We start from the raw sequence: 19179 nt of genomic DNA, 5'->3' as shown, positions 1-19179 counted from the left end.
CCATGCAACAAGATCCCCATCCTTTCCTCAACCCGGATTTCCAAGTCCGGTGGTCGCAACTCAAGCCAGAATGCGTCAAACCGGACATCACTCTCGCCATGGAACAAGCCGCCCGGAACATTAAGTCCATTTGCAGCCAGCCCCTTGACCGTCTCACCTACGAATCCACCTTCGGCGCCTTGGAACAGGCCACAGATGCCCTCAATCTTGGCTGGGGACGCCTCATGCACCTGGACTCCGTCATGGATAACCCGGCGCAAAGAGAAGCCATAGCCGACATGTTGCCCGAAGTGTCACGCTTCTCCGCATCCATCCCCCTCAATCCCGCTCTCTGGAACGTCCTGAAAAAAGCAGCCGAATGCCCATGGGTCGAACAACTCTCCCCGACGAAAAAACGCTTCATCGAAGAAACTCTGGCCGACTTCCGTGAAAGCGGAGCCGATCTCCCCGAAGAAGACAAAAACCGCTTTGCCGAAATCCAGGCGGAACTCACCCAGCTCACCAAAAAATTCGCGGAAAACGTGCTGGACTCCACCAACGCCTGGGAACTCATCGTCACCGATGAGGCCGAACTTGCCGGACTTCCGGACTCTGCCCGCGAAGCCGCCCGGCTCGATGCCCTTTCCAAAGGACACGGTACGGAAGAGTCCCCGGCCTGGCGCTTCACCCAGCAATTCACCTCAATGAGCCCCGTCCTCCAATTCGCGGAATCCGATAAGCTGCGACGCCGGCTCTGGGAAGGCTCCACGACAATCGGTACCGGAGAATACGACAATTCCCGACTCATCGACCGCATCCTCCGCCTGCGTCAGGAAAAAGTCGCCATGCTCGGCTTCAACACTTTTGCCGACTACACCACCTCGCGCCGCATGGCCGGATCCGGAGACAATGCCCTCAACTTCATCAACCACCTGCACGATAAAGTCAAGCCCTGCTTCATCCAGGACATGAGCGAACTCCTCGCCTACAGAAACGCTAAAACCGGTGAACAGGCAGACAAACTCAGCCCTTGGGAAACATCGTACTGGGCGGAAAAACGCCGACAGGAACTCTACGCCTTCAACGAAGAAGATCTCCGTCCCTACTACTCTGTCGACAAAGTCATGCAGGGCATGTTTGCCATATACTCCCTCCTCTACGGTATCAAAGTCATCCAGAAACCCACCGTCTGCCTTGAGGGCCGTGAACGCACCCCCGAAGAACAAGACGCCGTGGAAGTATGGCACCCCGAAGTACTCTTCTACGAAATTCGCGACACCGAGACAGGAGAACACCTCGGTTCGTTCTATGCCGACTGGCATCCTCGCGACTCCAAACGCGGGGGCGCCTGGATGAACTGCCTCAGCTACGGGCTGCCCCCCATGGACGGCCAGCCCCGCATCCCTCACCTCGGCCTCATGATCGGTAACATGACCAAGCCCGTCGGCGACAAACCCGCCCTGCTGGCCCATCGGGAAGTAGAAACTATCTTTCACGAATTCGGGCACCTGCTCCATCAGCTCCTCAGCGATGTGGAAGTCAAATCCCTCTCCGGTACCAACGTCGCTTGGGATTTCGTCGAACTTCCCTCCCAAATCAACGAAAACTGGTGCTGGGAAAAAGAATCCGTCAACATGTACGCCTCCCACTACCAGAGCGGCGAAGACATCCCCGACGAACTTTTCGCAAAAATGCGCGCCGCCCGCAATTACATGAGCGCCACAGCTTTCATGCGCCAGCTTACCTTCGGCAAGCTCGACCTTGAACTCCACGTCCATACCGACCGTTACCTGGGCCGCAACATTGAAGAAGTAGACGATGAAATCCTCAGCGACTACCGCGTTCCCATGACAGCTAAAGGCAACTCCGTCGCCCGGCGCCTTACCCACATCTTTGCAGACCCAACCGGATACGCCGCCGGGTACTACTCCTACAAGTGGGCGGAAGTTCTGGAAGCCGATGCCTTCTCCCGCTTCCTCAAGGAAGGTGTCCTCAACAAGCAAACAGGCCGGGATTTCCGCCGCTGCATCCTTTCCAAAGGCAACAGCAAACCAGCCGCCGAACTCTACCGCGACTTCATGGGACGCGACCCCGACGCCGAAGCCCTCCTCATCAAAAGCGGCATCCATCAGGCCTGAACCCCCTTCAGCTTCATTTCAACACTTTAACAAACAATTACTCACTCCACACCATGACCTCTCCACACAGGCTCAGCCTTGCCGGCATCGGCTGCGGCGCACGTACCCGCACCTATACAAAACTGGCAATGGAAACCCCCGAACGCTACAAAATCAACGCAGCGGCCGACCCCGTCCGCGAACGCGCCGAAGCCGTCCGCAGCTACGCCCCCGCGGACGAACAGGTTTCCGTCCGTCTCTTTGAAAACGCCGAAGCCCTCCTGGCCGAACCCAAACTCGCCGACGTCGCCATCATCGGCACCCAGGACAACTACCACTATATCCCTTGCCAAAAAGCCCTTCGCCTCGGTTACGACATCCTGCTCGAAAAACCCATCGCCCAAACCCTGAGGGAAGCCCTCCAGCTCCGCGATCTGGCAGAAGAACTCAACCGCCGCGTCCTCGTCTGTCACGTCCTGCGCTACACCCCGTTCTATAACACCATCCGCGACATCATCACCAGCGGAGAACTCGGCGACATCATCACATTCAACGCCAACGAAGGAGTCGGAGCCTGGCACTTCGCCCACTCCTTCGCGCGCGGACACTGGGGTAACAGCAATACCTCCACTCCCATGATCGTCGCCAAATGCTGCCATGACATGGACATCCTCTACTGGCTCTTCGGCCGCAAATGCGAATCCATCGCCAGCTTCGGAGAACTCACCTTCTTCCGCAAGGAAACCCTCCGAAGCCCGCGTCCCGAACGCTGTGTCGATTGGACCACCCCCGTCGGCGAAGATCCCTGGGACGCCCGCAAATACGCCACCGACGCCGAAGCCCGCCGCTGGCTCCGGATGGTCTACGACCGAGCCGACGAAGCCACCGAAGAAGAAATCTACGAATGGCTCCGCACCAGTCCCTGGGGCCGCGACTACCTCCAGTGCGACAACAACCAACCGGACCACCAGGTCGGCATCATGCGCTTCGAAGGCGGCATGACCGGTACATTCACCATGACCGCTTTCGAACAAGGCCGCCACATTGAAATCTACGGCACCAAGGGCAAACTCCGCGCAGGTGTCTTTTACAAAAACAACGGACCTGGAGAAATCACCGTCCAGGATCACTTCGGAGGTCCCGTCCGCGTCATTGAAGTCCCGGAAGCCGACGGAGGTTACGCCGGCCACGGAGGTGGCGACTGGGGACTCGTCAACGAACTGTACGACGACATGGTCAATGTCCCCACCCCGGCCGACATGAAAACCTCCATCACCCAGTCCGCCCACTCCCACGTCATGGCCTTCGCCATGGAACACGCACGCCTAACCGGACAAGTCATCAATGTCGCAGATTTTGAACGGCTCGTCCTCGAAGGAGCACTGCAATACTAACACAATCAACACCTTAAATAGAAAGCCCCACTCGCATCCCCGTACGTGGGGCTTTCTCGTTCATCCCGCATCCTCCATTCTCATCCATGATCGAAAAAAACGAAGGAAAATACTTGCCAAACATACTCCCTCGTGGTTAACTCCTCACGTCTTACCAACTAAAAGCGCACGTGGCGGAATGGTAGACGCGCTAGATTCAGGTTCTAGTGGGGGCAACCCTGTGAAGGTTCGAGTCCTTTCGTGCGTACCATATAACCCTCTTTAAGTGAAATACTTGAAGAGGGTTTCTTGTAAGGGCTCCCGGGATGGAAAGCTTCAACGATTTTGACAAAGATCTCCTTTTTCTAATCCTTCAACATTGATCTTTGTTCTTTCTGGTATTCATTCTCACTTTTTTATAAAGAGCCTCCCATCTTAGTGGCTTCGCAACCGTCGTAGTACTCCTCTCAGCGGGCATCCGGCCCTTCATCAGCAAATTCTCCTCTCAAAACGGAAAATTTTTATGGACAAGACCGCCCCCTGCAAGTAATGATGCAGTATATGATAACCGCCTGTGAGAGGTTGTTGCGTTTTTGCGTAGCAAAAACTCCATCTGGCAGGCGCCCTGTCATTGACCTTACCCCCAACCAAGACATAAGCACCAGCTAATTTGCCGTCCTTGACATTCCGTTCTTTTCGGCAACTGGGCGATACCTCAGGTTGTGACAGGTCAATCACCATAACGAGACACCCTCTCCAGAAAAACACTACTAACCAGACAACGAAATGAATACCATGTCATTCCTCCGTTACTCCTCCCTTGCCCTCGCACTGGGATTCGTTCCGGCACAGGCTGCCGTTCCCGTCCCCAAGTACACCGACTCCGGAACCGGAGTTTCCTGCGGTCAGTACACCCAAAAGTACGATTCCACCTTCGGCATGACCATTAAAGGCGCTTATGGTTGGGCTTCCGATGACGAACTTCCCAACATCGCAGGTGGTTTCATCGGCCTTCAGAACTACATCGAAGGTGACCAGATCATTCATGAAATTTCGTTGACGACGGGTATGCTTGGAGGTTCTGAAAACGTCTCTACCAAAAACTTCCCCGGCATTGACTCCCTGAAATCCCGCCTGACCGCCATCCCGGTTCTGCTCGGATACAACATCAATGTCTCCCTTTCCGATTCTACCTTGTTCTACATCGGAGCCAAAGGCGGCGTATCCTTCACCGATAATAAACTTACTTTCAAGTCGCCTGGTTCCAGCCACAGCAACACGGACTCCGACACCAAGTTTACTTGGACTGCCAACGCCGGTTTCAAATTCTCCATCAGCGATTCCGCCGACTTCGTAATCGGCTACGAAATGCTGAAGATTCAGGATGCCGATCCCTATCATGTAATCGAAGCCGGATTCTCCTGGAACTTCTAAGGCTTTCCTTATCCAATCTGACTTCGAAAGGGCTACCATAATGGTAGCCCTTTCTTTTTGATAATAAAAGGTATTCAGAAGGATTTACACCCTTTGTCTCAAAAAAAACGTCTCTCATACAAAATTATTCTTGGCAAAAAACACGAATACGTATATAAACGCTCCGCGTTCAAGGACGTAACTCCCCTGTAGCTCAGCGGTAGAGCGGGTGACTGTTAATCACTAGGTCGTTGGTTCGAGCCCAACCGGGGGAGCCACTAATAAGAGCCTCATTCCGAAAGGATTGAGGCTCTTTTCTTTTATCTGTATCAGCCTTCTTCCATATCTGTTCGCTACCCTGAAAAGCGCCTAAAACGGCACAAAAAGGAATATATTTTTCTGACTATTTTCTGACAATAGGTACCATTTCTATTCAGTAGTCTGGTAGCAGATAAAAAACATCACCGTAGAGTTACCCCTGCGATGATGTTGATGTGATTCCCTGAAATCAGTGGCCAGGGAAATATTTCTGACTAAGGGCATAGGTGAGGTCTCCCCAGTAGGAATCATCCCCACGTACACTTCGTGCCGTTAATATGATTTTCTTGTGACTGACTTTCAGCACGGCATGTTCTACTTGCCCAGGAGAGACCAACTTCTTGAGGTCACGTTTTGATAAAGGGCTGTCAAGAAGAAGGCTGCCCTGCTTACGGAGTATCCTACCAGAATTCTTTCCTCTTAAAAGTGGAAGAGAATCAAGAAGGATGACTTTCAATCGGACGGATGAAAGGGAATCCATATGCAGATTCTGCATTTCTACATAAGCATAAGGGGCATCTCCTATTAGTCCGGAACATTCAATTGAAAGAATGCAGGCAATAACAGGAGGACATTGTTGTGAATGATATAATATACTCATAGCAAGTATATATGGCATTTCTGGGATGCCTTTTTCAGGCTGCGGAAACGATGAAATAACGCTGTTGACCGCGTCATCTATATATGACGGCTTATTACCTGCCGTCATGTACTCATGACTCCATTCTATGCACTCCACCATCAGGTGAGGCGGCTGGATGAAACGATCTGCGGTAACAACAGGAAGTACTCGACCGGAGATGTTCTGTTCCCAGGCCGAGGGAAACGAATCGTTCTGGGAAAACCCATTGCGGAAGGAGGTGAAGGATCGGTCTTTGCTGCCCATTCGGCATCAGGATCGCCACTTGTAGCCAAGCTCTATCATCCAACGCAACGGATGCGATGGTGCGAATAGAAGCTTCGGCTGATGTATTCCCGGCCCATTCGTTACCCGTGCGTGGCATGGCCGCGCGGGAGCCTGTACGACGAACTACGGTGTTTTGCCGGCCTTGGCTGCCAGCTGATGTTTGCCTCTATAATTCATTCAAAAGAAATTCTTCCAGATTCATGTGGCGAATACCCTCCTGATTATCGCCCAGAATCATATCGTTGAGCGTCACCACATACTTGGGATAATTGTCCTGAACGGCCAGCAGATTCCCGAATTCCCGGGCGGCTGTCTTCTCGTCGGCGACACTCAGGCTCACCTGGATATAGAGCTTGTCTCCCGACTTGTCGGCGACAAAATCGATTTCCTGCTCCTTCAGCTGTCCGACATGAATGGAATACCCCTGCTGAATCAGATGCAGGTAAACCGCATTCTCCATCACCTTGTGAACATCCCGTCGGAAATTGAAGCCTCGAATGGCATGACTGATGCCGATATCCTCGAAGTAAAACTTCTCTCCTGTCTCAAAAATCTTCATGCCGCCCACTTCGGCGCGGGAAACCCGGTGAATCAAATAGGCATTGCTCAAGGCCCGCAGGTAATTCAGCGTCACCTGGGGAGACAGATCCACCCTCTGCGATTTCAGAAACTTGCTGATATTATTGGCTGAAAACAGATTGCCGATATTGTCGGCCAGATAGGCCACGAGATCTTCCAGGAAATGCACATTGCGGATTTTTTCCCGGGCCACCGTATCCTTCAACAGAATGGTGGAATAGACGGAACGCAAATACTCGAACGGGACATCGGCTTCCAATCCGATATGAGCCAGATAGGGCATACCGCCAAACGTCAGATACTTCTTCAGGCTCTCCTCCTGCCCGGCTTCCAGACGGTGGAAGGTCAGGAACTCCCGGTAACTCAAGCTGTGAACATCGAAACTTACGGAACGCCCTGCCAGATGGGTCTCCAGTTCCCCCGAAAGCATTTGAGCATTGCTGCCGGTGCAGAAAATATCGCACTTCTCCTCGGCCAGCAGGCTGCGCAGGCAGAACTGGAAACCCTCAATCTCCTGCACCTCATCGATGAACAGGTAATGGGGCCCCGGCTTGCTCAGCAAAGGTTCCAGATAATGTGACAAATCCTCATGGGTACGGATATCCCGGAATTGTTCCAGCTCCTTGTTGATGGAAATGATGTGAGCCTCCGGCTCCTTCCTGCGAATTTCCTCCATCACCTGTCGCAGAATGAAACTCTTGCCGATACGACGCTGTCCGGTAAGAACCTTGATGATGTTCTTGCCGATAAACGGAGCAATGCGTTCGGTATACTGGGGGCGCGGAATAAGAGTCGTCATTTTTTTCTCCTTACGATTGATAAAATAGTCCAGTCAAATAATTTTATCAATCATAATTGAAATATTTTCCATCCCCGCGTCATCTATATGTGACGGCTTATTACCTGCCGTCATGTACCCATGACTCCATTCTATGCACTCCGCCATCAGGTGAGACGGCTGGATGAAGAACTCTGCGGCAATGGCAGGAAGTACTCGACCGGAGATGTTCTGTTCTCAGACCGTGGGAAACGAATCGTTCTGGGAAAACCCATCGCGGAAGGCGGTGAAGGATCGGTCTTTGTTACCCATTCGGCATTAGGCTCGCCACTCGTAGCCAAGCTCTATCATCCAACGCAACGGATGCGTTGGCGTGAGCAGAAGCTTCGATTGATGTGTTCCCGCCCCATTCGTTCTCCGTGCGTGGCGTGGCCGCGCGAGATTCTGTACGACGAACTGCGGCGCTTTGTCGGCGTACTGATGCCCCGGGCGGACGGTGTTCCGCTCGGGGCGTTCGCGTTTCATGCGGAGTTGCTGAAGAAACAATTCCCCTCATGGACTCGCTACGATCTGACCAGGTTATGCCTGAACTTGTCGGAATCCGTCCACACGCTACACCGTTGCGGTGTGATCCTTGGGGATCTTCATCCCGGTAACGTAATGGTTTCTCCCGAAGGCTCCGTCTGCTGGGTGGATGCCGACAGTTTCCAGATCGAAGACTATCCCTGTTCCGTCGGCACGGAACGGTTCCGGGCACCGGAGCTTCACGGCAACTTCGGAGACTTCCTCCGCACCCGCAGCCACGATGCCTACGCCCTGTCCGTCCTGCTCTTCATGACGCTGACGCTCGGCCTGTCTCCCTTCGCCCGTCAAGGGGGAGAAGGAGACATGCGGGAAGCCGCCAGGAAGGGAGTACTGCCGTACCCGTTTGCTTCGTACAAGCCTCCGGCGGGATTCTACCCGCCCGATACGCCCGGGCGCTATGTCTGGTCGTATCTCCCCCGCAAGCTCCGCGATGCTCTCGGTCACAACCTCACCTGTGTCCAGCATCGGGATTTGTGTCCACGCGCCATGCCGGGGTATCTGGCGCGTTGTTTGCAGCAATACCTCAGGGATATGGAGCCGGGAGGCGGAAGGGATCATCCCATGTACCGGGATCTTCTGCATGACCGTCCCTGTCCGCCCCACAGTCTGCTGGTACAGATGACATCCAACATCTGTGCGGACTGCGGGATTCTCTTCCGGGAGGCTCCTGACGATGTCGCACGGCGTTTACGGCAGTCTCATGCCCGTCCCCTGTGCAGGCTCTGCATACGGCGTCGTAGCGCATTGAATCAGGCAACCCGAAATCCAACCACCAACTATTAACTTGAATTAACCATGTCTATATCATCATCAACACACCCAACCAGACAGGAACAGCTCGCCGCCATGCGCGAGTTCGGCAACAACACCAACGCCCGGCTTCCCGTTCTCTTCCTGCTGGATGCCAGCAGCAGTATGAACGGCATTATCCGGGGCGACAACCAACACATCCTCCGTCAGGAGCACTCCGACGGGATCAACTGGAATATCGTCACGGGAGACAATATCGTCACCCGGATGGACGAGCTCAACGTCGGGCTTCAGCGGTTCGTCAGGGACATTCTTGCCGATCCTCTGGCGAAGCTGGCTGCCGATGTAGCAGTGATGACTTTCGCCCGGACGGTAGCAACAGTAAAGGAGTTCGGTCCGATCCGGGAATCTGACTCAGGCCTGAAGATCTCTACGTCACAGGAGAATGAAACGCTTCTGGGTGAAGCCGTTGAACTGGCTCTGGACGAACTCGACCGCCGCAAGCGTACCTACCGGGCACACGGGGTGGAATTCTACCAGCCCTGGCTTGTCGTGATGACGGACGGGGTTCCGACCAGCGCCCGGCACCGGGAGCTGGAGGAACGATTGAAGGTACTGACGGCTTCCCGCAAGCTCAGCGTGTTTGTCTTCGGTATCGGCCGTGCCGATCTGTTGGAGCTTTCCTGCATCAGCCCGGGACGCCCGCCCATGCATGTCAATGAGCAGAAGTTCCCGGAACTGTTCGCATGGCTGAGCCGGAGTGTCCGCACGGTCAGTATGTCCATGCCGGGAGACGGGGTATCTCTGACTCCTCCCCCCGAAGATGTGTGGCAGGTGTAGGACTGGCAACATCAGGAAGTCTTCCGAATGGAGGGCTTTCTTTTAGATAGCCCACAACATGAATGGTGTTATCTCCACTATTTCAAGTTTATGCGTTTTCCTAAAATAGCGGCTGTAGTTATTTCGAGAAATGTTCCCATGGGAGCGATGCCTTTTGATGAAAGTCGTCGGATGATGTGAGCTTTGAGCTTTGCATGCATGCCGGTTTTGCTATGCTCCATTGGGCTTGTTGTTCCAGAATGACTGCCGTTATTCGGGTTGCAATATGGATTGATCGAAAAGAAGACAAGGTATGACCCATCTGCCGACAGAAGACGAAACCCCGGTTCCCGGAGAGCTGTTATTGTATACTTCTCCGGATGGCAACATCCGTCTGGATCTTCGCATTCATGATGAGACATTGTGGATGACCCAGCAGATGATGGCCGAACTGTTTCAGACAAGTAAACAGAACATCGGACAACATATTGCGAATATCCTGCAAGAAGGTGAGCTTCAAGAGGATGGAACTGTAAAGAAATTCTTTACAGTTCGATTGGAAGGAGAACGACAGGTGAAACGTTCTGTCATCTTCTACAACCTAGACATGATCATTTCCGTCGGTTACCGGGTGAATAGCATACGGGGCACTCAATTTCGCATATGGGCGACCCAGCGCCTGAAGGAATACATGATCAAGGGGTTTGCCATTGATGACGAACGCTTGAAGAACCCGCCGATTCCCGGAACGACACCGTTGCCGGACTATTTTGATGAATTGCTCGAGCGTATTCGGGACATTCGTGCCAGCGAACGGCGCATGTACCTGCGCATCAAGGATGTTTTTGCCATGGCGGCTGACTATGTGCCGTCCGGAAAGGAAACGACGGAGTTTTTCAGCTCGATTCAGAACAAACTGCACTATGCCATTACCGGACACAGTGCTGCGGAATTGATGATGATGCGGGCAGACGCATCAGCGCCCAACATGGGGTTGACCAGCTGGGTTGGAGACCGAATCCATGCCAGTGATATCACTGTTGCAAAGAACTACCTTAACGAGGAAGAAATCAGCGATTTCAATCGTTTGACCTCCCTGTGTCTGGACTTTGTCGAGGATCAGGCAAAGAACCGCCGTGAGATATTTCTGCATGAGTGGGAAGACAAGCTTAACGAACTGCTTCGTCTCATGGGAAGGCGTGTACTAAAAGGCAAGGGAAACCGGTCAATGAAACAGGCTCGGGAACATGTCCGGGGGCAATACCGGCTTTATGAGGAGCGCCGCAGGCTGGAGGCTGAACACCAGGCGGAACAGGACTATGTGAAAGAACTGGAGCGAGATATCAAAAAGCTGGAGAACAGGAAGGGCCGCAAGTAATTTTCAATTCCAGGCCGTTAAAAACTTTTGGAAGCATGACGAATCTTTCGCCAAAGGTAATTGTTGGCATCCTGCTCCCATCCTTTAATCCCTTTTGTAGGCCAGTTGACAAGGGCAGAAAGTTCATTTGCAAAGCTGTCTATCCAACCGACTTCGTTGGCAGGAACAAGTATTTTGATGCGATCAAATGAGTTGAGATAATCTCCTCCCTTTTCAAGGTACTCCTGCTCCATTTCAGCGATCCGGTCATATTCCTTATCGAGCTCCTTCCCTTCTTGTTCCAGTTGTCGAATTTCGTTTCCCTCAGACCATTCCCTTAATTCTTGACGGGTCTTGAATGAAGAAATTATGTTGTCCACCTTCTCAAAAAAAAGTTTCTTCTTATCAATTTGCGCTGCTGCTTGTTGAATGACTTTCTGTTTAGATTGTCCCATCTCGCAGAGAACAGCATCTATTTTATACTTTTCGCGAGCCTGCCGTTCTTCCGTTGCAATCGGTTGAGCATAATAATTTCTGCCTATCTCATAGGCGTAATCTCTGATTTCCTTCTCTGATGTCTTTAGGTAATCACTGACAGAGGCCTTCTGTTTATTTAGATTGGTACGTTCCATGAGCAATTTCCGCTTTTCATGTGATGCGATTTCTTGCACGAGCTTTTGTTCCTGGATAGAAGTAGAAGGGTAAAGTTCCTGCCATTGAGCTATTTTTGCAATCATGTCATTCAGGCTGTTGGCGACATGTTGCCATGAGTCCCGACAAGATTTCAGTAGAACGGAGTCATACCATACGGGAGAATAATATTTTCGCTGGCTATCGACGATCACTTCTTCCATGATACACGGTGGAAGCTTCAATTGGTCAATATATTGCTTTCTTGTTGCAACCTCTTGTCGAATAAACTCTTTGAATTTCTTATCGTCCTGCGATGCCTTATTGATTTGGCCTCTAAGCCTTTTTTCTTGTTCCTCCCATTGGAAATAATCCAGCACCTTTGGTAATATTGCTGAAGCGTCCTTGCTTAATGGAGGAATACCCATGGCAGGGCTTTTTATTTTCTGGACAGAAGAATCTGATGTTCCTTGATCAATTTCAGGCGTGGAAGGTGGAGTAGATGGTATGCCGTTACCTCCTGTTGTTTCTGACACAAGTTGATCAGGAGGCTCGGCCTTATCGGCGGATAATCGGGTTATCGTCCATATTCCGAGTATGATGATAACCACCAGTAAACCGAGGGAAGCAACGATCAGAGTATTTTTCCGTGAATTTCCTTTGTGTAGCTTTTCTGGTTTCCCCTGTTGCAGCCATTCCTTCCACTGGCCGGCTGTATGGCAACGCTCTTCAGGCCTGAGCCGCAGGTTCCGGTCAATGGATGCCAGCAGTTCCCGGGGCCATGGCTGGGAAAGAGCCACGCCCGAGAGCGGGGCGACATCATCCCGCATCAGCCTCCTGTCGGCCGATTCAACAGAAATTCCCGAGATCAACTCGTACCAGGTAGCGGCCAACGCATAGAAATCCGTCCATGGGCCGATTGCTCCTTTCCCGGTGATTTGTTCCGGGGAGGCATAGGCATACGAGAACTCTCCCTGAGTAATCGTACAGGTCACTTCCGGCTTGTTGAGCGCCGCCCCGAAGTCGATCAGCACAGGCAACCCCCGTTCATCAAAGAGGATGTTGCCGGGCTTGATGTCGCGATGATAAATCCCCTTGCCATGCAGATAGTCCAGCCCATCCAGCAGGAGCAGAAGCCACTCGGCGGCTTGCTCCGGGGTGATCGTGCTCTTCCCGGAAGCGGCTTCGTCCATGCGTTCCCGCAGCGAACCGCCTTCCAGCCACGGCATCACATAGAAGATACTGCCATGGGACTCGAAGACGTCGTAGACCCGGACGATGCGTTCATGGTTCAGGGAAGCCAGCGTTTGCGCTTCCTTGCGGAGTGAATCCATAGCCGTCCGGTAAGCCTGCCGGGACGTATGAGGCAACGGGATGATCTCTCCCGTATCCGAATCCCGGCTGCACAATCCCAGAGGAAAGCATTCCTTGAGAACAATGTTGCGCCTGAGCTGGCTGTCCCAGGCAATGTAGGTGATGCCGAAGCCTCCCTGGGCCAGCGCCTTGAGCAACTTGTAATTGCCCAGCAGAGATCCCGGAGGCAATGCGAAGCCGGAGGCGTCCATACAATCAGGCAAGCGGGGGATTGCCGAGCCTCGGCACTTCGTCGGCCAGGAACTCCTTCAGGGTCTTGCCCTGGGAGAAGGCTTTTTTCTCAAGGACCTTGCGGGTATCCGGATCGAGCTTCAGGGTAATCAGCGTCTCCTCTTCCACCTGCACCCGGCTCGGAAGGGTCAACGGGAGCTGCTTGATGAGTTCCCGGATGATGTGTTCCTTGGCGGCGGGAATGGGCTTTTTCGCCATCCAGTTGCGGACGGTCGCTTCCGTCACGAAACATCGTTCGGCGAGCCATGCGTAGTCGAAACCGTTGGCCTTGAGCCACAGCTTGACATTCATTTTCAGCTCATCCTGATTCGCTCCCGCCATGTTTCGGAATGTAGCACTATCGCTCAGGAATGGCAATACGGTTATATAACATCCCTATTTTTGAGATTAAACTGAGATTTTCAGGTTGACTAAAATCGTAAAAAGGAGATATACAGGCAATGTAAACGAGATGCCGGCAATGAAAAGTATCATCCAGTTCACCTGTCCCCGATGCGGAGGCCATCAACTGATGCTCGTCGAACGGGCTATGCACCGTTATGTCGTCCAGAGTCTGGAGGCCGATCGTCAGAGCGGGCTGGCTGTCGGACACAAGGTTCTGGTGGATGATTTGTGCGGGGAACCATTGGGATATCGCTGCGCGGACTGCCGTCATCCGGATTGCCATGGGAATGATTCATCGGAAGGGTTTCAATGGCATTCCCTGAAGGAGGTGCAAAGCGCCGGAGTCATTACCTGGCCGGACGGGATGGAAACGGTAGAACACCGGTGCATGGTTTGTTTCCCCGACGGGAAGATGACGCCTGTGATCGTCGAGGTCGTTCATCCCGGTACTCTCACCGAGAAGGAACGCCGCACCGTTCTGGAACGTGAACGGGCAGCGCATGGCATCCTGATCAGCCAGTCGGATTCCGGGATTCGAACGTTGGCCTGCCGCAACTGGAAGCGGGTCAAAAGACATGTTCTGCAATCAATAACCAACGACATGTGATCACATGAAGAGAAATGAAATATATAAAATCGGGTTAGCGACTGGACTGGCCATTGTGACCACCTCCCTATTGTCCTCCTGCGCCATCCTTGTCGGGAAGAGCGCTCGGGAGCTTAGCAAAACTGAACCAGGCAGGGAGATTCTGTTTACGTTGATTTGCTCCGGATTGTTTGGTTATTCGATCTTCCTGGCGCTCTACTGGTTGTCCGAGCATAAAGAACCGGCTGCAATCAAGGACTTCAAGACGATTGCCATTGTATTCGCCGTGGTCGATCTCATCCTTGCCGTGATAGACTCCGGTTTTCTTGCTTTGCTGGAATTGGCGGCCATTGTCCTGGTTGCTCATAAAGTTCTGAATTTCACACTGGGTAAATCATTCGGGGTATTAGGCATCAGTATGGGAATTTCTCTTGTCGGGGGAATTCTGGCAGCAGTGATTTTGGGTGTAGAGATATAAACGCGATAAAGGATAATGGGAACAGGAGTCCACAGACGAAAAATTCGGCTTCCCCAGGTCATTATTCTGATGGCAGCCTTGTTGTGTCTCTGCAGTACCTACAATGCTTCCTCACAGATATACAGCGGAGGCGGGGATATAAGAGTTAATGAAGGATGGGGAGACACTTTGGGCCCTCACTACACGATCGATGAATTGTCCAGGTTCATGTATCTTGCTGTATCGAAAGGCCAGGACAAAGAGGTTCTAAGACTGATACAGGAAGGCGCTGATATTAACGCCAGAGACCAGGGAGGCAGAACATTCCTTATATGGGCTTCGATGGGAGGACATGATAGAATTGCCAGGATACTGATTGATGCCGGGGCAGATGTTCATGCGAAAGATGCAAAAGGTACAACAGCTCTCATGCTGGCCGCCACATGGGGATATGATACCATCGTTCAGATGTTGATTCTGGCAGGGGCAGATGTTAACGCAACAAGTAGCGGACATGAAATCACTTCTCTTCTGGCAGCTTCGGCCAAAGGTCATGCTGAAATTGTAAAGATGCTTATTCATGCAGGAGCCGACATTAATGTCAAAGGATTCGAAGAAACAACTCCCCTGATGATAGCTTCGGCCAACGACCATGAACAAGTAGTCCGAATACTGATTGATGCGGGAGCTCATCTAGAAGCACAAAATGAATTTGGCAAGACTGCCCTCAAATTGGCTTTGGATAAAGATCACGATAATATCGTGAAGATATTGAAAAGAGCAGGCGCCAGAGGAGACTGGCTATGGATAAGCCTTTTGTACAGCATAATTCTGGGAGTGGTAATGTTTGTAGTTATTGCCGTGTTTTCAGCTGTCGGGAAAAATGGTGGATACAAAAGACTTATTCTATGGAGTGCCGGGATAGCAGTAGCTGACATGTGCTGCAATTTAACATTTGGTGGCTGGATACCGTATTTTATCCATGAATTCAGGTTCTGGGGAATCCTTGACAGATCACTCAATTTCCCTTGGGGAGTGTGGTATTCATTCTTAATGATAAGCCTTGGAATTCTGGTCGAAATTCGGACTGCTTGCGACTTTAAATGGTCTTGGGGACGTTCTTACGTTACTCTTTTCAGTATTTTGGCTCTAACTCTTTTCACATCTTATCATGCAGGCAAAATCCTGCCGGGAGGCAATTAACACAAATACAAACATAACAATGAATACAGTACGCCAAAGACAAAGACTTGGGATAAAAAGGAGCATTCTTACTGCTCTGCTGATGGGGTTTTGCTTCCTTTTTTATACTCCTGAGGCGTTTTCTCAAGATGAGCCCGGTTCTCCTCCGAAAAAGTCTGGTTTGGCTGAAGATATGGAGAAAGGTATTGCGCAGGCTAATCAGAGATATGGACAGCAGCTTTACCAGCAGTACATGGGAGGAGCCACTACAGCCAAGGAATGTGCTATAGGAGTCCTACGGATGGAAAATGCTATTGCTGAAGCTGAGGGAAAAGGAGATACGGCCCAGGCTAATGCGTTGCGCCAGCAGCTTGCTATGGCTCAGAGCAACAATGAATGGTCGATAGGTCATTTACAGCAGAAAGCTAATGTCGGGGATACGAGAGCACAGAGAGAACTGGATGAATACTACGCATTCATGAAAACCGTGGAAGGTTCTTCTCCTGGGGAGGCGTTTCCATTCCTCATCAGCATCATCTCCGGTCTATTGTTGTACGGGTATATTGTGCTGCTTTCTCCCAAGGATGCTACAATAAACCGGAAAACATTGATCCCGTGGTGCGTTGGTCTGGCCATCTTCGATATGCTTGGCAACTGGGTGAATCAGTCATGGCTCTTTCTCTTCGTTGAAATCCTGGTCATCCTTGTAGTCGCCCGGAATTTCCAATGCTCATGGAAACGTTCCTTTGCCATCCTGGGCCTCATGCTTGTTTCAATACTCATTCTGGGAGGACTGTTGCCATTATTCTTCTGATGCGCTTTCTCTCGTTCAGTTCATGAATCTACACTTTGATGCTTATGATTTCCTATTACCTTGCTCGACCGGGCAGCACACAGGAAGGACCTTTTTCCGAAGACGAGCTAAAAGGGTTCTATCATCAGCGGACTCTTCCCCCCGGGTCTTACGTCTGGACAGAAGGATGGGATCAATGGCGTCCCTGTGAAGACGCCTTTGAATGGTTTATTTCCAGCGCCAAGCTGCCGCCTCTTCCTCCACATCCCGGTTCAGAAGGTACGGCATCCCATTCGAACACATCGTCTGCTCATGCGGAACAACATGAGAAATCCTTTTCTCCAGATGAAATGAAGGCATCGACGGCAAAGGAATACAGGTCCTTGTCAGATTGGATGCAGAACCATGAAATTCTGAATCAGATCCATCGATGGGGATTGCGGGCATTACAGGTAAAAGGGCAAACGTACGGAATAAACCATTATACTGTCTGTGTTATTGGACTGATGCTGGTGATCATCATCCTTTCGGTTGGTGCGAAGAAGCCCGCTGTTCCCCAGTATGAATCAAATGCGTGGATACAGAACAGTATGGGTGGGGGCGACAATTCGGACTATCAGTTGCAACAAATGATTCGTGCGGCCAATAACTTTTACGAAAACAATGCCATGGAGATCTGCAAAAAATGCGGAGGAAGCGGAGTTGTAACGCCGGGCAGCGGAAGGGCTCTCTGGAATCGAACGGAATCAAATCAATACCGCATGCCTTGCCCGCAATGTGGCGGAGCTGGTGAAGTACCACGATCCCGGAATTCGGGACGTTTCAATGACGGCACTTATCAGGGAAGCGGCTGGTAAACTCTGACAAAATCATGAACGATTATCATATAACACGTCCCGATGGCACGCAGGAAGGACCGTTCTCGGAAGAAGAATTGAAGAAACTATATCAGGATAGGAAGCTTCCGCCGAATTCCTTGGTATGGACTCCCGGCTGGGCAACATGGAAAGCTTGCGAAGATGCGTTCTCCTGGTGTGCGGCCCCCCCTTCTCCCCCACCAACAGCAACGCCTCCTCCGTTGCCCATTGCACTAAACAATGGTCAGGAAAGGAAAACCTCTCCCTTCCTTCAGGATGCATGGTTACATATGGCAATAGGAGCCGGTTTAATGGTGATTTGCGTGATCTGCATCAACTTATGGCCCAAAGCGAAATTCTTGGGTCCTTTGATGTTAATAGGTGCGGTTTTTATATTCAAAAGCTTTGGATCGTTCCGGAAGCATTCCAGAGCGAAAGGAGGAGAAACACAGGCTGCACCCGTTCGGTCCTCCATGCTCATGGGCGACATAAAAGCAGTATCATTGCAGGTTTGCTGGCTATTTTCCTGTGGCCCGTTGGCGCTCATAAATTCTACAATGGAAGCTGGGGGTGGGGGATCATATATATTGTGATCATTGTTGCTGCATTCATTAATCCTAATCCGGCGCTTGGGATTTTATGGATTTCCGAATTCATCCTTGCTCTCATTCAAGGCATATGGTGGCTGGCAAACCCGGTTTACTATCATAGAAAGTATAACGAAACGTCTCCTTTTCCTATGAAGTGGTAACCAGAAAGAAAAGATTCTAACACATAAACATATGAATACAAAAATATATCGAATCGGTCGCGTTGCCGTTCTTGCGTTGATTCCCACCTTACTCCTTTCCTCATGTGGAAAAACCGATAATCCCGAAGCCAATAAAAGAGATTCGAAAGGAAATACGGTTCTCATGAAAGCTGTCAAAGAGGGGAATATCGATTGGGTAACGGAATTGATCAAGGACGGAGCGCGTGTAGATGCGAAGGGAGAAGATGGGGATACAGCTCTAATATGGGCTGTTGATAGTAGGCATACGGAATGCGTGAAAGCATTGATAGACGCTGGGGCAGACCTCAACATGGAGGCTAAGAATGGGGATACGGCGCTCATATTGGCTGCTAATAGAGGATATACAGATTGTGTAAAAGTATTGCTGAAAGCCGGGGCAGATGTAAACGGAAAGAATAAAAAAGGAGAAATGCCTCTCACGGAAGCTGCCTATAATGGACGTACAGACAGTGTGAAAGCATTGCTGGAAGCAGGAGCAAATGTGGATGCCCAGGATAAGGATGGGAGAACAGCTCTCATGTGGGCTACTGAGGATAAGTATCCGGACTGTGTGAAAACATTACTAGAAGCTGGTGCGGACGTAAACGTGAAGGATAAAGATGGAAAAACGGCTTTAATGAGGGCTACTTATAATGAGCTTACAAACAGTGTGAAAGCATTGCTGGGAGCGGGAGCAAACGTGAATGTTAAAGATAATGACGGGCGTACGGCTCTCATGTATGCGATTGGTCCTTATTCTGGCCATGACCGTGGAGAATGCATGAAAGAGTTGTTAGCGGCCGGGGCAAATGTGAATATGGAAGATAAGGAAGGGAACACGGCTCTCATGCTGGCTACCAGATATAACTGTACGAAATGCGAGAAATTGCTACGGGAAGCCGGGGCCAAAGAGTAGCAATGAAATAACACCTCCCTCA

Annotated in this window: 17 protein-coding genes and 2 tRNA genes; 15 read left to right on the top strand and 4 right to left on the bottom strand. The window is 51.3% G+C overall.

Annotated elements, in window-relative coordinates; all coding sequences use genetic code 11:
- Positions 1 to 2 precede the first annotated feature (2 nt).
- The 5 genes from QET40_RS09530 to QET40_RS09510 all read left to right on the top strand — a co-directional run bounded on the left by QET40_RS09530 (position 3) and on the right by QET40_RS09510 (position 5160).
- Complete coding sequence (locus tag QET40_RS09530; protein WP_280126934.1) at positions 3 to 2117, top strand: M3 family metallopeptidase; 2115 nt, start codon at positions 3 to 5, stop codon at positions 2115 to 2117.
- 53 nt (positions 2118 to 2170) lie between these two features.
- Entirely contained in the window at positions 2171 to 3490 is a 1320-nt protein-coding gene (locus QET40_RS09525; RefSeq protein WP_280126933.1) for a Gfo/Idh/MocA family oxidoreductase, read from the top strand.
- Between the two features lie 164 nt (positions 3491 to 3654).
- Positions 3655 to 3740 (top strand) — tRNA-Leu (locus tag QET40_RS09520).
- A 524-nt stretch (positions 3741 to 4264) separates the two neighbouring features.
- Positions 4265 to 4903: an outer membrane beta-barrel protein gene (locus tag QET40_RS09515; protein ID WP_280126932.1), complete on the top strand. Its 639-nt coding sequence runs from the start codon at positions 4265 to 4267 to the stop codon at positions 4901 to 4903.
- 182 nt (positions 4904 to 5085) lie between these two features.
- Positions 5086 to 5160, top strand: a tRNA-Asn gene (locus tag QET40_RS09510).
- A gap of 230 nt (positions 5161 to 5390) precedes the next feature.
- Here the strand turns inward: QET40_RS09510 and QET40_RS09505 are convergent.
- Entirely contained in the window at positions 5391 to 6086 is a 696-nt protein-coding gene (locus QET40_RS09505; protein ID WP_280126931.1) for a hypothetical protein, read from the bottom strand.
- 187 nt (positions 6087 to 6273) lie between these two features.
- The gene (locus tag QET40_RS09500; protein ID WP_280126930.1) at positions 6274 to 7485 is read right to left on the bottom strand and encodes an ATP-binding protein; all 1212 of its coding nucleotides are present in this window, start codon (positions 7483 to 7485) and stop codon (positions 6274 to 6276) included.
- 120 nt (positions 7486 to 7605) lie between these two features.
- Here QET40_RS09500 and QET40_RS09495 point away from each other — a divergent pair, with 120 nt between their 5' ends.
- The 3 genes from QET40_RS09495 (at position 7606) to QET40_RS09485 (ending at position 10996) form a co-directional block, all read left to right on the top strand.
- The gene (locus QET40_RS09495) at positions 7606 to 8832 is read left to right on the top strand and encodes a hypothetical protein (RefSeq protein ID WP_280126929.1); all 1227 of its coding nucleotides are present in this window, start codon (positions 7606 to 7608) and stop codon (positions 8830 to 8832) included.
- A gap of 12 nt (positions 8833 to 8844) precedes the next feature.
- Positions 8845 to 9639: a VWA domain-containing protein gene (locus QET40_RS09490; protein WP_280126928.1), complete on the top strand. Its 795-nt coding sequence runs from the start codon at positions 8845 to 8847 to the stop codon at positions 9637 to 9639.
- Positions 9640 to 9931: 292 nt separating this feature from the next.
- Entirely contained in the window at positions 9932 to 10996 is a 1065-nt protein-coding gene (locus tag QET40_RS09485) for a virulence RhuM family protein (RefSeq protein WP_280126927.1), read from the top strand.
- A 17-nt stretch (positions 10997 to 11013) separates the two neighbouring features.
- Here the strand turns inward: QET40_RS09485 and QET40_RS09480 are convergent, their stop codons facing one another.
- On the bottom strand, positions 11014 to 13170 hold the full coding sequence (locus QET40_RS09480) for a protein kinase (RefSeq protein WP_280126926.1): 2157 nt from the start codon (positions 13168 to 13170) through the stop codon (positions 11014 to 11016).
- A 4-nt stretch (positions 13171 to 13174) separates the two neighbouring features.
- A complete protein-coding gene (locus QET40_RS09475; protein ID WP_280126925.1) occupies positions 13175 to 13531 on the bottom strand; it encodes a hypothetical protein in 357 nt (118 codons plus the stop codon).
- 139 nt (positions 13532 to 13670) lie between these two features.
- On the opposite strand from QET40_RS09475, the gene QET40_RS09470 reads away from it, so the two are divergent.
- The 7 genes from QET40_RS09470 (at position 13671) to QET40_RS09440 (ending at position 19157) form a co-directional block, all read left to right on the top strand.
- Positions 13671 to 14201, top strand: a complete 531-nt coding sequence (locus QET40_RS09470; protein ID WP_280126924.1) for a hypothetical protein — start codon at positions 13671 to 13673, stop codon at positions 14199 to 14201.
- Positions 14202 to 14205: 4 nt separating this feature from the next.
- Positions 14206 to 14658 carry a hypothetical protein gene (locus QET40_RS09465; RefSeq protein ID WP_215435253.1) on the top strand — a complete coding sequence of 151 codons (453 nt, stop codon included), beginning with the start codon at positions 14206 to 14208 and terminating at the stop codon, positions 14656 to 14658.
- 69 nt (positions 14659 to 14727) lie between these two features.
- Positions 14728 to 15840 carry an ankyrin repeat domain-containing protein gene (locus QET40_RS09460; RefSeq protein ID WP_161981351.1) on the top strand — a complete coding sequence of 371 codons (1113 nt, stop codon included), beginning with the start codon at positions 14728 to 14730 and terminating at the stop codon, positions 15838 to 15840.
- Positions 15809 to 16633 carry a hypothetical protein gene (locus tag QET40_RS09455; protein ID WP_280126923.1) on the top strand — a complete coding sequence of 275 codons (825 nt, stop codon included), beginning with the start codon at positions 15809 to 15811 and terminating at the stop codon, positions 16631 to 16633. Before QET40_RS09460 ends, QET40_RS09455 begins: the two co-directional genes overlap by 32 nt.
- Positions 16634 to 16677: 44 nt before the next feature.
- Positions 16678 to 17469 carry a GYF domain-containing protein gene (locus QET40_RS09450; protein WP_215435251.1) on the top strand — a complete coding sequence of 264 codons (792 nt, stop codon included), beginning with the start codon at positions 16678 to 16680 and terminating at the stop codon, positions 17467 to 17469.
- Between the two features lie 145 nt (positions 17470 to 17614).
- A complete protein-coding gene (locus tag QET40_RS09445; RefSeq protein WP_280126922.1) occupies positions 17615 to 18220 on the top strand; it encodes a TM2 domain-containing protein in 606 nt (201 codons plus the stop codon).
- 31 nt (positions 18221 to 18251) lie between these two features.
- A complete protein-coding gene (locus tag QET40_RS09440) occupies positions 18252 to 19157 on the top strand; it encodes an ankyrin repeat domain-containing protein (protein WP_280126921.1) in 906 nt (301 codons plus the stop codon).
- Positions 19158 to 19179: the final 22 nt, after the last annotated feature.

The sequence above is a fragment of the Akkermansia sp. N21169 genome (assembly GCF_029854675.1).
Lineage (GTDB): Bacteria > Verrucomicrobiota > Verrucomicrobiia > Verrucomicrobiales > Akkermansiaceae > Akkermansia.
Note: the sequence above shows the minus strand (reverse complement) of the source record. Positions and strands in the feature narration are given on the sequence as shown.

Bases quoted from the DNA above. Each gene is read 5' to 3' on its own strand.
- QET40_RS09530 (WP_280126934.1), top strand. From the start codon at position 3: ATGCAACAAGATCCCCATCCTTTCCTCAACCCGGATTTCCAAGTCCGG.
- QET40_RS09460 (WP_161981351.1), top strand. From the start codon at position 14,728: ATGGCAGCCTTGTTGTGTCTCTGCAGTACCTACAATGCTTCCTCACAG.
- QET40_RS09505 (WP_280126931.1), bottom strand. From the start codon at position 6,086: ATGGGCAGCAAAGACCGATCCTTCACCTCCTTCCGCAATGGGTTTTCC.
- QET40_RS09495 (WP_280126929.1), top strand. From the start codon at position 7,606: ATGACTCCATTCTATGCACTCCGCCATCAGGTGAGACGGCTGGATGAA.
- QET40_RS09440 (WP_280126921.1), top strand. From the start codon at position 18,252: ATGAATACAAAAATATATCGAATCGGTCGCGTTGCCGTTCTTGCGTTG.
- QET40_RS09470 (WP_280126924.1), top strand. From the start codon at position 13,671: ATGAAAAGTATCATCCAGTTCACCTGTCCCCGATGCGGAGGCCATCAA.
- QET40_RS09525 (WP_280126933.1), top strand. From the start codon at position 2,171: ATGACCTCTCCACACAGGCTCAGCCTTGCCGGCATCGGCTGCGGCGCA.
- QET40_RS09485 (WP_280126927.1), top strand. From the start codon at position 9,932: ATGACCCATCTGCCGACAGAAGACGAAACCCCGGTTCCCGGAGAGCTG.
- QET40_RS09450 (WP_215435251.1), top strand. From the start codon at position 16,678: ATGATTTCCTATTACCTTGCTCGACCGGGCAGCACACAGGAAGGACCT.
- QET40_RS09455 (WP_280126923.1), top strand. From the start codon at position 15,809: ATGCAGGCAAAATCCTGCCGGGAGGCAATTAACACAAATACAAACATA.
- QET40_RS09480 (WP_280126926.1), bottom strand. From the start codon at position 13,170: ATGGACGCCTCCGGCTTCGCATTGCCTCCGGGATCTCTGCTGGGCAAT.
- QET40_RS09465 (WP_215435253.1), top strand. From the start codon at position 14,206: ATGAAGAGAAATGAAATATATAAAATCGGGTTAGCGACTGGACTGGCC.
- QET40_RS09500 (WP_280126930.1), bottom strand. From the start codon at position 7,485: ATGACGACTCTTATTCCGCGCCCCCAGTATACCGAACGCATTGCTCCG.
- QET40_RS09515 (WP_280126932.1), top strand. From the start codon at position 4,265: ATGTCATTCCTCCGTTACTCCTCCCTTGCCCTCGCACTGGGATTCGTT.
- QET40_RS09445 (WP_280126922.1), top strand. From the start codon at position 17,615: ATGGAAAGCTTGCGAAGATGCGTTCTCCTGGTGTGCGGCCCCCCCTTC.
- QET40_RS09490 (WP_280126928.1), top strand. From the start codon at position 8,845: ATGTCTATATCATCATCAACACACCCAACCAGACAGGAACAGCTCGCC.
- QET40_RS09475 (WP_280126925.1), bottom strand. From the start codon at position 13,531: ATGGCGGGAGCGAATCAGGATGAGCTGAAAATGAATGTCAAGCTGTGG.